At 65.8% G+C, this 10,953-nt stretch carries 14 protein-coding genes, 1 tRNA gene and 1 pseudogene; 6 read left to right on the top strand and 10 right to left on the bottom strand.

Annotation, left to right across the window (positions count from 1 at the left end; translation table 11 throughout):
* Positions 1-33 precede the first annotated feature (33 nt).
* A complete protein-coding gene (locus KUG43_RS05295) occupies positions 34-447 on the top strand; it encodes a hypothetical protein (protein WP_216906858.1) in 414 nt (137 codons plus the stop codon).
* A 2-nt stretch (positions 448-449) separates the two neighbouring features.
* Here the strand turns inward: KUG43_RS05295 and KUG43_RS05290 are convergent, their stop codons facing one another.
* The 3 genes from KUG43_RS05290 to KUG43_RS05280 all read right to left on the bottom strand — a co-directional run bounded on the left by KUG43_RS05290 (position 450) and on the right by KUG43_RS05280 (position 2,289).
* On the bottom strand, positions 450-623 hold the full coding sequence (locus KUG43_RS05290) for a hypothetical protein (protein WP_216906856.1): 174 nt from the start codon (positions 621-623) through the stop codon (positions 450-452).
* Positions 624-627: 4 nt separating this feature from the next.
* Positions 628-1,647, bottom strand: coding sequence for a restriction endonuclease (locus tag KUG43_RS05285; RefSeq protein ID WP_216906854.1), 1,020 nt, complete (start codon positions 1,645-1,647; stop codon positions 628-630).
* Positions 1,648-1,869: 222 nt separating this feature from the next.
* Positions 1,870-2,289, bottom strand: coding sequence for an NUDIX hydrolase (locus KUG43_RS05280; RefSeq protein WP_216906852.1), 420 nt, complete (start codon positions 2,287-2,289; stop codon positions 1,870-1,872).
* 172 nt (positions 2,290-2,461) lie between these two features.
* Between KUG43_RS05280 and KUG43_RS05275 the strand changes: the two genes are divergently transcribed.
* A complete protein-coding gene (locus KUG43_RS05275; RefSeq protein WP_216906850.1) occupies positions 2,462-3,286 on the top strand; it encodes a GGDEF domain-containing protein in 825 nt (274 codons plus the stop codon).
* Positions 3,287-3,317: 31 nt separating this feature from the next.
* On the opposite strand, the gene KUG43_RS17245 is transcribed toward KUG43_RS05275, so the two are convergent.
* Positions 3,318-3,638 carry a hypothetical protein gene (locus tag KUG43_RS17245; protein ID WP_353617955.1) on the bottom strand — a complete coding sequence of 107 codons (321 nt, stop codon included), beginning with the start codon at positions 3,636-3,638 and terminating at the stop codon, positions 3,318-3,320.
* Between the two features lie 82 nt (positions 3,639-3,720).
* Positions 3,721-3,936, bottom strand: a pseudogene (locus tag KUG43_RS17240) (glutamine synthetase); the annotation flags it as partial.
* A gap of 46 nt (positions 3,937-3,982) precedes the next feature.
* Here KUG43_RS17240 and KUG43_RS17235 point away from each other — a divergent pair.
* Positions 3,983-4,573, top strand: coding sequence for a PIN domain-containing protein (locus KUG43_RS17235; protein ID WP_216906848.1), 591 nt, complete (start codon positions 3,983-3,985; stop codon positions 4,571-4,573).
* A 178-nt stretch (positions 4,574-4,751) separates the two neighbouring features.
* On the opposite strand, the gene KUG43_RS17230 is transcribed toward KUG43_RS17235, so the two are convergent.
* A complete protein-coding gene (locus KUG43_RS17230) occupies positions 4,752-5,141 on the bottom strand; it encodes a hypothetical protein (protein WP_216907313.1) in 390 nt (129 codons plus the stop codon).
* Between KUG43_RS17230 and KUG43_RS05255 the strand changes: the two genes are divergently transcribed.
* Positions 5,037-5,582, top strand: a complete 546-nt coding sequence (locus KUG43_RS05255) for a diguanylate cyclase domain-containing protein (protein ID WP_216906846.1) — start codon at positions 5,037-5,039, stop codon at positions 5,580-5,582. The genes KUG43_RS17230 and KUG43_RS05255 overlap by 105 nt on opposite strands.
* Positions 5,583-5,941: 359 nt before the next feature.
* Here KUG43_RS05255 and KUG43_RS05250 read toward each other — a convergent pair.
* From KUG43_RS05250 to KUG43_RS05235, 4 genes are all read right to left on the bottom strand, one after another.
* Positions 5,942-6,039, bottom strand: a tRNA-OTHER gene (locus KUG43_RS05250).
* Between the two features lie 60 nt (positions 6,040-6,099).
* Positions 6,100-7,194 carry a Fic family protein gene (locus tag KUG43_RS05245; protein WP_353617934.1) on the bottom strand — a complete coding sequence of 365 codons (1,095 nt, stop codon included), beginning with the start codon at positions 7,192-7,194 and terminating at the stop codon, positions 6,100-6,102.
* Between the two features lie 345 nt (positions 7,195-7,539).
* On the bottom strand, positions 7,540-7,773 hold the full coding sequence (locus tag KUG43_RS05240; RefSeq protein WP_216906842.1) for a PIN domain-containing protein: 234 nt from the start codon (positions 7,771-7,773) through the stop codon (positions 7,540-7,542).
* Positions 7,773-8,003, bottom strand: a complete 231-nt coding sequence (locus KUG43_RS05235; RefSeq protein WP_286194415.1) for a type II toxin-antitoxin system Phd/YefM family antitoxin — start codon at positions 8,001-8,003, stop codon at positions 7,773-7,775. The genes KUG43_RS05240 and KUG43_RS05235 overlap by 1 nt, the downstream gene beginning before the upstream one ends.
* A gap of 1,067 nt (positions 8,004-9,070) precedes the next feature.
* Between KUG43_RS05235 and KUG43_RS05225 the strand changes: the two genes are divergently transcribed.
* Together KUG43_RS05225 and KUG43_RS05220 are read left to right on the top strand one after the other, a co-directional pair.
* Positions 9,071-9,604, top strand: coding sequence for a hypothetical protein (locus KUG43_RS05225; RefSeq protein ID WP_216906838.1), 534 nt, complete (start codon positions 9,071-9,073; stop codon positions 9,602-9,604).
* Entirely contained in the window at positions 9,601-10,875 is a 1,275-nt protein-coding gene (locus tag KUG43_RS05220; protein WP_216906836.1) for an AAA family ATPase, read from the top strand. The genes KUG43_RS05225 and KUG43_RS05220 overlap by 4 nt, the downstream gene beginning before the upstream one ends.
* Positions 10,876-10,953: the final 78 nt, after the last annotated feature.

Below are 10,953 nucleotides of genomic sequence, written 5' to 3'. Positions count from 1 at the left end.
CCCAGGGTTCGCCTGGATTCGGCTGCCGCGACCATGAAGGGATTCATCCACCTGAGGTCGGCCCGGTTTCCGCTGCTGCCCGGCGAAGCCGAGGAGATGGTGAACGAGGGCCTGGTGGGCAAAGCCCTGGCCCTCTACCTGCAGGAGAAGCTGCGGCGCCTGGGCCGGGAGGTGCCCTTCGTCTGCTGCGAAGACTGGGGCTGGTGGGTGGAGCTGGCCGGAGCCCCGTTTCGCTTCGGGGTCTGCGTCTACAGCCTCTCCAGCGACGGTGAGGTGGCTGAGTTCTGCTGCACCGACGGGGCCAGCGCCGAGCGGATCTGGAGCTGGCGAACGTTCAGCTGGATCGACACGGGGCCCTGGGCGGAGGCCCTGCACGGCGAGCTGCTGGCCATCTTCCGGGACGATCCGGAGGTGGAGCTGTTGGGCAGCGGCCCCACGTTTCCCTGAGCTCAGGGGCTGCCGAAGAAGCCGCGGGAGTTGAGCCAGAGGCTCAGCACCAGCAGCGGCAACAGGAAACCCGCCAGGATCTGCAGGCGCTGGCGCAGACCGCCGGGCCCATTGGCGAGGTTGGCGGGCCTGGACTGGCCGGGCTTGGGCGGCTGGCGGCGGGATCGCGGGGGCATGGCTTCAGTTCCTCACCAGTGCCTGTTCGAGCGACAGACGATCCCGGAGCTCACCGGGGAGGTGGGTCCAGTTGCTGGCGATCAGGTCGGCCAGCTGCTGGCCATTGACCAGGCTGATCCTGGCGAAGCCCTCCTCTGCGGCTGCCGCCGCCGCCGCCGGCTGGAAATCGGCGGTGGTGATGTAGACGCCATGGCCGCCGAAGGGGATGAACTGACGCAGTTCCCGCACGGCGTCGGCACCGATGCGCGCCCCAAGGTTGCCACGGTGAAACCGGGCATGGAGGCGGATGCGTGCCAGGAGCGGCAGTCTGATCTCGCCGAAGGCATCGAAGACATCGCGCAGCGCCCCGTGGTGCTCGGCGCGCTCCCAGTCCTCGAAGCCGAGGGCATCGAGCAGATGAACCACGAGCCGCTCGAAGTCGGGCGGGGTCAGCTGCATCAACTGTTCCAGCACGATGCGGTGTGACTCCTCCCTGGCGGTCGGCTGGGCAGAAGCCGCCATCTCGGGCCGGCCGATGGCCCGGATGAATTCCACCTTGTGCTCCACCATGAAGACGGTCAGCAGTGACCGCATCCGGGTGTGGGCCGGAACGTCGAGGAGGGTGCGGATCGAATCCCGGAACGGCGCGGAGAAAACGTCCAGCCGGATCGGTTCTGCCGCCCAGGTGACGGGACGCCGGTGCCGCAGGGGGCAGCCGTCGTCTCCGCTGGCGTCGTAATAGGGCGTGCCCGCGTCCACGACGCCATGGATCAGAAGGTCGGTGTCCGCCGACGGAATGATGACGTGGTCGTTGGGCTGGATCTCAAACAGAAAGCGATGGATCTCATTGACGTAATTGGAGAGTTGGATCGCGCTCTGGATGTCCGGGAAGTAGCGACGCACCACCGCGTAGAGCTGATCCCGGGTCTGGACGGGGCCGAGATCCTCGCTGATCTCCCGCCAGCCGATGCCGACGAAACCGCCCCTGAGGAAATTGTCCGCATACATGCCTCCTCCCTCGCGCACGCACCAGACGTTGGTCATCGCTGCCCCCCGGGGGGGGCCTTCAAGGCGCGTCTCATGGGAGGACATCGGGTCGGGAAGGCAGCCCTGATGGCGCCATGGAGATCGGGCTGCTGGTAAAGCCTCTGTGCGAGAGCTCCGAGGGAATTGTCGCGAATCTTGCCGGGAAGCGCATCCTCATCGACCATGAGACGCAGGAGAGCCGTCTGACACCTCAGATCTTAAGGCATCACTCACCAATTCTTAGTTCTTCGCCCCCAGTCGCCGCACGGCCCGCTCCAGGGAGGGCGCCAGCCCGCGCCACTCCCGCCGCCGGGGGCTCCAGATCTGGCCGCTCTGCAGCGCCTCAAGGCCGGCCAGCACCATGTCTTGTCCTTCGTTCAATTGCAGCGCCTCCAGGGGCACCGTGAGCGGGCCACGGAAGTAGTAGGCGCTGAGCTGGGTGTCGTGGTGCTCGAACCAGAGCGGCAGCGACGGTGCCCCCCAGCCGATCTCCTCCTGCAGCTCCCGCAGGACCGCCTGCTCCGGCCGCTCCCCTGGATCCAGGTGGCCGCCGAACAGGCCCCAGCAGCCCGGATGGACGATCCCCTCGATGTCGTCCCGCAGCTGCAGCAGCCACTGGCCATCCCGCTCGAGCATCCCCAGCGCCACCGCGAAGGTCATGGGCGGAAGGACGCCATCGTGCGACTGGACTGCGTTGGGGGGAGTCTGGCTGGGGATCGGCACCCTGGGAGCGCCGGGGGCCGCCGCCCATGGCGCTATTCCACTGCTTCCCTAGCGTCATGCCAAGCAGCCTCCGAGCACCGGCCCTAGGGGTGACCGAGATCCTGACCCTGTGACCACCGCCGATCTCGCTTTCCTGTTGCTGCGTGGCGCGACGGCCATCCTCTGCGCCCTGGCCGCTCGAGGCGCGCTGCGTCGGTCCCGATTGCCTGGCCAACCTCGGCAGCGACGCTGGCGGGCGGGTCTTGCGGCGGTGGTGATGCTGGCTCTGGGGGTGTTTGCCTTCGAGGACGGGCTGCACGTGGCGCTGGGCCAGCCGGGTGAACCGATCGGTTGGCGCAGTTGGGTGTGGGTGCTGCTGGATCTGTTCATCCCCGCCCAGGTGATCGCGGCGCTGGCCACCCTGCGCCAGCGCGACCGGCTGGAGGCCGAACTGGCCGCCGCCGCCCGGCACGACCCGCTGACCGGCCTGCCCAACCGCACGGGCTTCACCGAGGCGGCCAGCGCGGTCCTCGCCGCCGTGGCGCGCGACGGCCGGCCGGTGGTGGGCGCCATGCTCGACATCGACCACTTCAAGGCCATCAACGACGGCTGGGGCCACGCGGCGGGTGATGCGGTGCTGCGGGAGGTGGCCACGGCCATGCGTCGTGCGCTGCGCCCAGGTGATGTGCTGGCTCGCGTCGGCGGCGAGGAGTTCGCCCTGCTGCTGCTCGGCGTGGATACCGAGGCTGCCCGACCCCTGCTCGAGCGGCTGCGGGCGGCGGCGGCGATGGTCCCCCACCCCGGAGCACCGGAGAGGAGCGTCACGCTTTCGGCCGGCCTGGCGCCGGTGCAGGGGCTGGGTCTGGCCGCGCTGGAGAACGGCCTGCGCAGCGCCGACGGCGCCCTCTATGCGGCCAAGGCCGCCGGGCGCAACCGGGTGATGGTGGCGGGCTGAGCGTCGCGACCACGACGGGGCAGATGGCCGCTCAGCCGATCCCCCCTGCCAACGGCCACCAGGCGTCCGCAGCCGCCAGCTCCGCCTCACTGCAGCGCTCCGCCGCCTGGCTGTCGAGCAGGGAGCCGTGCAGCGCTTCACCCAGGGCCTGGCGCAGCAGGCTGCTGGCGGCGAAGGCGGCCGAGGCCTCGGCCAGGCTGGCGGGCAGGCGCGCCGCCGTACCTGCGGGCAACCCGGCTGGATCCCCAACCACCGGCGGCGGCAGCGGGCGGGCCTGCTCCAGGCCATCGGCCACCACGGCCGCCGCGGCCCCCAGCAGCACGGCCGCCTCCCGGTTCTCCACGCCCCACACCTGGAAGGGCGCCGACCAGCACCCCGTCGCGCCGCATGCTCAGGTGCAGGTGGCCGCCGTTGCCCACCCGCTCCAGGCTGGGCTTGTGGCTGAAGCTGCAGCGCCAGCCGAAGCGGCGCGTCAGCCGTTGGATCAGCCACTTGGCGTGCACCATCCTGTCGGCGGCCTCCAGGGGGGTGCCCGGCGCCAGCGACAGCTCGAACTGGCTGGCGCCGTACTCCGGATGGCATTGCAGCCAGGGCAGGCCGGCCGCCTCCATGGCATCGAGCAGGGCCGTGGCGTAGTCCAGGCCCTCCACCAGCCGATCGGCCCCATAGGGCCCCCCGGGGATTGCCGGCGCCGGTGTGCCATCGAACCGGGCCGACTTCCAGGTGGAGGCCGCCGCCCTGCGCCTGGGCCTGCTGGGGCAGGGATGCCGCGAACTCCCCGTCCGCGCCGAGCAGGCGCTGGCGGTGCAGCACCTGCCCTGGATCCACCGCGACCCCTTCGACCGTCTGCTGCTGGTGCAGGCCCGGCTGGAGGGCCTGAGGCTGCTCAGCGCTCCACGGCGCTCCTGGCGCCATTCCTTGAATAAAGAAACGGCGTGTTCAAGTGAACCGGCACTTCCTTTAGGAAGCCTGCCGATTGTCGACATGGCGGATCCCTACCGCATCGCTCAGGCCAAATTCTTCGCATCGGCCGCCCGCAGGGCCGTGGTCCAGCCGCGCAGACAGGCGTTGGCATTCCGGAAGTCCTGGGCTTCCACCTCCAGCATCAGGAACCCTGGGGCCAGGCGGGGTTCCAAGCCCAGCAGCACGCAGGTGTCGCATACAGCATCAGGAGCCGACGTCATCCCGCAGGGTGCGCATCGTCTCCACGCCGCTGGTGGCCTGATGGGGCAGGGAGTCCCGCAGATCCTGGAGCTGGGGCAGGAGATCGCGTACGGCAGGCCCTAATACATCACCAGCGGCGCTGCTGGGCACCCTCCCCGAAGCGTTGGCGCTGCGGTGGCGCAGCACTCTGGCGGCATGCCGTACCCAGAGTTCGCTTCGCCTTGAGAAGCTCAAAGAAGTGGTGGTGGACAAGGGGATGACGTCCGAAAAGGCCAGCAGGCAGCCATCGGCCAGGGATTCATCACTTGGAAGTCCGTTGAATCAGAATCAGACGATCAAGGGAGATGTTGAGGAGGCTGCCACAGAGCCCGCAGCGGTCAATGAGGCTCTCAACCAAGAAGATGTTCCTGTGGAAGATCTTCTGGACGCCCACTCCCAGAATCAAGCAACAGAAGAATAGGTTGCGACTGCCGCCGTCGAGATCAAGCTGGTGAATCAAAGTGTTGCTGATGGGGTTGTGTAGCGGACAACCCTTGAATCTGACCTTGTTAAAGCAAATGCCGAGCTGGATGGAGCGCGCGGTCACGTGGCGGAGGCGCGTCAGCAGAGGGATGAAGCCCGGCAGAGCGCCATCAAGGACCCACTCACGAATGTGCCCAATCGCTCGGCCTTTGGCCAACGCCTTGAGCACGGCCTGTCCCAGGCGAGGCGGCTTGGGTGGGGGCTTGCGATCTTGTCCATTGATGTGGATCAATTCACAAGCATCAATGATTCCTATGGTCACGATCTGGGTGATGAGGTCTTGCAGATGGTGGCGACACGCTTAACGCCTTTCCTGTGTGAGGATGACATGGTCAGTCGCTGGGGCGGCGATGAATTTGTCTGCCTGTTGCTGGAAGTTGGGGATCAGGCCGATGTCATGCGCATGGCCAAGGAGATGGTGGAGTGCATCGCTGAATCCTGTGTTCTTCACGGGGACGTTCTCAGGGTGCGGGTCAGTATCGGTATTGCGATCTTCCCCGCCCATGGATCTTCCGCCGCAACCCTTCTCAACAATGCCGATCTGGCGATGTATGAGGCGAAAGGCGAGAAGGACCGGGTCGTCCTCTTCCAGGGCCCTGAGCCTGCGTAGGGGCCAGGCCCACCACCCATGGGATGTCCTGGCATGGAATTCGGCTGACAGACAACCGGCTCAGGCCGCCCCCATCATCCGGCGGCGCTTCTGTTGATCTGCCCGTCCTGGATCTGGTTGATCCGCCCGCAGTTCTGGGCCACCGAGGTGTCGTGCGTGACCAGCACGACCTCACCCGGGTTTCGCTGGCCAGGACCGGCGAGCAGTTGGCGTCGAATCTGACCCGAGCGATCACGCCAGAACCGTACAGCTGCCAGTTGCTTTGGAGGGCGGAGCAAACGGCGATCTGATCGGCCCCAGCCGCCTCCATGTTGCGCGGGACGGCCTCAATCGCCCTGCCTGGCGTGGTTCTGCCCCGATGCCCGATGCCGGTTTCGAACCAGCGACATCCTGCTTCTAAGGCAGATAGCAATTCCTGATGCGGCAAGGCATTTGGGCCATTACTACGAATCGGTGCGCACAATCATGCGCAGAATTGCCCCGATGTCCGTGGTTGGGGGAACATCCCGTCTTTCACTCAGAGCGGTTCAGCCCCTTCACCCAGGATGGCGAGGTAGGCGTCGTAGGCAAATACCCGGTTGCGCCGGCCTCCGGTGACTTCTCTGGCGATTCCCAGAGCCACCAAGCGCTCCATGGCCTTGGCTGCGGTGGGGAAGCTCACCTGCGCCCTGGCCGCGAGCTGGGGAATTCCTATCAAGGGCCGTTGCCTGAGCGACGCGTAGACCTGCCTCAGGCTGGTGCCCGATCGGCCCAATCCTGTGAGCTTCATCTCGTCGCTCCGGAACAGGTCCAGCAAGCGGTGGGCCGAGTCCACAGCGGCAGCAGCGGTGCTCTCCACACCCTCCAGAAAGAACGCTATCCACGCCTCCCAGTCACCCTGCTGGCGCACCTCATCGAGGAGTTCGTAGTAGCGGCTGCGGTGCTGTTTGAAAAACAGGCTGAGATAAAGCAGGGGCTGGCGCAGGATGCCTCCATCCACCAGCATCAGCACGATCAGCAGTCGTCCTAGGCGGCCATTGCCATCCAGGAATGGGTGGATCGTCTCGAACTGCACGTGGGCGAGGGCGGCCTTCACCAGTACGTGCAGATCGTCGTCGGCATGGATGAACCGCTCCAGCTCGGCCATACAGCCCTCCACCAGCCCAGGAGGTGGTGGCACAAAGCGGGCATTGCCCGGCCGGGTGCCGCCGATCCAGTTCTGGCTGCGCCGGAACTGGCCCGGCATTCGATCGGCACCACGCCCACGGGCCAACAGCACTTCGTGGATTTCCCTCAGCAAGCGGGAGGAGAGGGGGAAACCACTGGCCATCCGGGCCAGGCCGTGTTCGAGGGCCGCTACGTAGCTCGATACCTCAACGACATCGTCAAAGGGAACCCCAGGAGCCTCTTCAAGCTCGAACAACAGCAGGTCTGACAGAGACGACTGGGTTCCCTCGATCTGGGACGAGAGCAGGGCCTCCCGACGGACGTAGGCGTATAGAAACAGGTCTGGATCAGGAAGCAGGGCCGACACGCCATCGAGGCGCCCACAGGCCAGGAGGGCGCGATCCTTCAGGGCCTGCCCCAGCCCGACCAAGTCGAGCGGGGGATGGGGTGGCAGAGGCTCCGGCACGAAGGCTCTGACGGTCTCTCCGGCGGTGCTGGTTATGTCGTAGTGCCCTGTGGCTTCCCGTTTCATCTCCTTTGGTGGAGGCCCAACCTTGAATAAGCGTCAGCGTAATTCAAGCGAACCGGCATTTCCTTTAACAAGCCTGCCGATCCCCATGGTCCTGGCCATCCGCCAGTCGCGCGTCAGTCAGCCCCGATCAGCTGGGCCTCGAGCCCCAGTTGCCGGGCTGCCTTCACAAACGGCGCATCCAGGCTGCCAAGGGTGGCTTCCCATCCGGAGGCGATCGCCAGGTGCAGCGCAGCGGCCGCCCACAGGGCCGTTGTCCAGACGCGCAGACAGACTTTGGCATTACGGAAGGAAGTCCTGGAGTTCCACCTCCTGCATCAGAAAACCCGGGCTCAGGCTGCGTTCAAAGACCTGCAGCACCGCTTCGGCCTGCGACGGGCTCAGGGCCTTGGTGCGCACTTTGAGACCGAGAGCGGAATGGAGCTCGGTGGCACTCCAGGGGCTGATTGCCCCGGCGCCGGAGTGGGCCTCCGGTGTTAGGGCCGCCAGCAGCACGCCGGTGTCGACAGACAGCATCAGGAGCTGACGTCAACCCGCAGAGCCTGGAGCTGGGGTAGGAGATCGCTCACGGCATGCCGGGGAACCAGCTCAGCGATGGCTTTGCCGCGTTGGGGGATGACCACCGCCTGGCCTTGCGCCATCGCGTCGAGCAGGCTCGACAGCTGGGCTTTGGCCTCCGCCACCGTGTCCTGTCGCAAGGAGATGGTCATCTCGATGACCATCTTTCGGCGGGATCGTTGGGCCATCGCCCCCTCCCCCGATGCCCGATGCCGGTTTCGAACCAGCGACATCCTGCTTGTAAGGCAGGCATCTGCTGCTGAAACTGCTTGTGCTGCAGTCATTTATGGCTGACCGATCAGTCGCCTGGTAAAGCTGCGGTAAAACTGCATCCTCGCGGCCTCTCTGTCCGATCTTGGCTCTTGACGTCTTGTCAAGGGGTCTCTACGGTCTTTCATGGAGCGCCAATGCCCTACGGGGTACGCACGCGGCACGGGTTAAAGCCCCGTATGACAGCCACCTGACTCCAGTCGCTGCCCCACGCGGGGGATCGCTCGCTTCGGCGGGCAATTAGTTCCCGTGGAGATCCAACTTCAGTTTTCTTCGTCTACAGCAGAGCTCGCAGGTCTTCTGCGGGTCAGTACAAAGACTCTTCAGCGGCTTCGAGCTGAGGGTTTCTTTCGCCCTGGCAAGCACTTTGTCGCCGTGGGCACGGGTTCCATTCGGCCGAGGCTCCGATGGGATCCGGCCTCTGTGCAGGACGCACTGAAAGTGCGCACCAAACGCATGGGTGTGAGCTGATGAAGGCATCAACTCAAGCCGCTGGAACTCCCAGCCACGCTTCATCCTTGCGGCCGTCCGGGCCTGTGTACAACGGCGCTGATGCCAGCTCTCCGTTCGTCGGCAAGCTAGCGAGTACGGCCCGCAGACAAATGTTTTCGCCGCTTGATCTACTGCCGCGTGGACTTGGCCGGCCCATAACAGTGCGGCTCACCACGGAGGAGCTGGAGCAGATTTCTGCAGTTGCAGAAGAGCTGGGAGCGAGTCGATCCGCTCTCATGCGGCTGGCGATGGTCTACGGCCTGCGAGCACTCCTCAAGGACAAGGTTGGCCGAGGGCAGCGCTGATGGTGGCCACTAACGCATCCCGCTTGTCCTCCAGCGGAAGGGGTAGTCCGTGCAAATTGTGCGGCCGCGTCACTGATGACAAATGCCGGCGAGGACCCGGATGGATCTCCTGCTGGCACGGTTCGTCGTTTCACCCGCCTGATCTGAGAGTTGGGGAGGTGGTCACAGTCGAGGGGCAGCCCTGGGCCGTGGTCAGCGTCCGGGGCGGGTTCGGCGGCAACAGCACGGTGCTGCGACCGCATCAGGAACGGCAGCACCTGCCAGGGGCCGCACGGCGGAAGCTGGAGCGGTCAGAGGCCGAGATCGTCGCCGGGAAGCTCCGGTTACTGACGCCGTTGATCGCCGAGGCCCTGGCGGTCGAGCCCTTCGAGCACCTCAGGGATGACCAGTTCCGGGAGGTGCATCAGCTGATCCAGCTGGCCGTGGAGGAGACCACGAAGCTGCTCCCCCGGCTGGCGGCCATCGCAGGCAATGACGTGGCCCTGAGGCGGCTGCTGGACCTGCTGGGACTGCAGCACCGCGAGCTGCGGTATCAGGCAGAGGACGCTGACCGCTGGGCCACCAGTTGGGACTACCGGCTGGCAACGTACCGGTCGGAGTCGCCGGTGCTGCCTGAGGAGGAGCCGGAGCTGCCACCGCCGGACCTGGGGCCATACCAGCCACGGGATCTGATCGTGCTGGCGCTGCATGGGCTGCACCGTGAGCAGGTGGCGCGGCCATGACCCGCTTGAACCGCAGAGACATCGAGGCGGGGCTGGCGGCCCTCGATGAGAAGGCGGCGGGCAACGTGCTGCAGCACCCCAGTGCAAAAGATCCGGCCGTTGCTATCGCCAACGAGGCACAGGACATTGACTGGCACTATCGCCAGCTCCTAGAGGCCACCATCGCCCAGGAGCACAGCCGCGTGGATGTGATCCTCGCCCGCATCTATCGGCAAGGTGTCAGCCGTGAGCGGATCGAGGCAGAGCTGCTCCGGCGATGGGCTGAAAGCCAAGGCATCGACCTATCCAGCCAGGCACCGCCTGCCCGCGGCCGGATCATCGGCAAGGCAGACCCCGGCGCAGGGATCCAGCAGCTACAGCCAGGGTTTGTCCTGGACCGTGACCTGCACCTCCTGGTGGCCGATGCCGGCGCCGGTAAGACCCTGCTCACGCTGGAGCTGGCCACGATCCTGTCCCTAGGCACCGCCGGTTTCATGGATCACCAGTCGCCCCGCAAAGGTGGCGGCAGCCGGCGCACGATCCTCTACATCGCCACAGATGGCGGCCCCACTGCCTACAACCAGATCAGCGACTACTGCGACGAACTGCAGGTTGCAGACCGTGGCGCGCTGATCGAGGTCTGGGCCGAAGCGGAGGACGGCAGCGAAGCGGGCTGGAGCATCACGCTCCCCAACCTTCACCGACTCGCCCTAAGGGTGGCGCAGGGTGACGTGCTGGCAGTGTTCATCGACACTGCTAACGCGGTCTTTCAGCAGGCGGGTCTAAGCCCCTACGTGGGGCCTGTGGATCAGTACCTACGGCTCCTGAAGGCGATCGTTTGCCGCCATGCCGTGCTGTGGATCAACACGCACAGCAACCGATCCGGCACGGGTCTGAAGTCCATCGGCGGCCACCCTGCCTGGCAGGAGGTGCCCTCCGTGATCCATCGGATCGAACCACCGAAGAAAGGCACCGATCAGCCTTACCGCTGGATCGTGGAGAAACTCCGTGGTGAGTCGCGCCGGGAGTTCGCCTACCACTGGCGCAGCGGTGAGTTTCAGCTGGCGGAAGGGCACTACCACGAAAACGTGGATGACGAACTGCTGGCGCTGATACAGCGGCTCAGTACGGCTGGCCTTCCCACCAAGCCGGCGGCATTGATCGAGGCCACCAACAAGACGGGGCAGAGCATCTACAGCTCGCTGAAACGGCTCCGGCAGGAGCGGCTGATCCGATCAAAGGGAAACGGGTACACCCTCACGCCAGGCGGCGAGCGCCATGTAGCTGCCTGACCCCCCCTCTATACACACACATGCCAAACAATCCGTGAAACCCCAGTCACTGCAACCCTTCTCAAGGTATTTGGCATG

This window comes from Synechococcus sp. CCY 0621 (genome assembly GCF_019038465.1).
Classification (GTDB): Bacteria; Cyanobacteriota; Cyanobacteriia; order PCC-6307; family Cyanobiaceae; genus Cyanobium.
This window is presented reverse-complemented; position numbering and strand designations above follow the sequence as displayed.

Excerpts from the sequence above, each read along its gene's own strand:
- KUG43_RS05240 (WP_216906842.1), bottom strand. The coding sequence starts at position 7,773 with ATGCTGTCTGTCGACACCGGCGTGCTGCTGGCGGCCCTAACACCGGAG.
- KUG43_RS05290 (WP_216906856.1), bottom strand. The coding sequence starts at position 623 with ATGCCCCCGCGATCCCGCCGCCAGCCGCCCAAGCCCGGCCAGTCCAGG.
- KUG43_RS05235 (WP_286194415.1), bottom strand. The coding sequence starts at position 8,003 with ATGGCCCAACGATCCCGCCGAAAGATGGTCATCGAGATGACCATCTCC.
- KUG43_RS05285 (WP_216906854.1), bottom strand. The coding sequence starts at position 1,647 with ATGACCAACGTCTGGTGCGTGCGCGAGGGAGGAGGCATGTATGCGGAC.
- KUG43_RS05280 (WP_216906852.1), bottom strand. The coding sequence starts at position 2,289 with ATGACCTTCGCGGTGGCGCTGGGGATGCTCGAGCGGGATGGCCAGTGG.
- KUG43_RS05220 (WP_216906836.1), top strand. The coding sequence starts at position 9,601 with ATGACCCGCTTGAACCGCAGAGACATCGAGGCGGGGCTGGCGGCCCTC.
- KUG43_RS05295 (WP_216906858.1), top strand. The coding sequence starts at position 34 with ATGAAGGGATTCATCCACCTGAGGTCGGCCCGGTTTCCGCTGCTGCCC.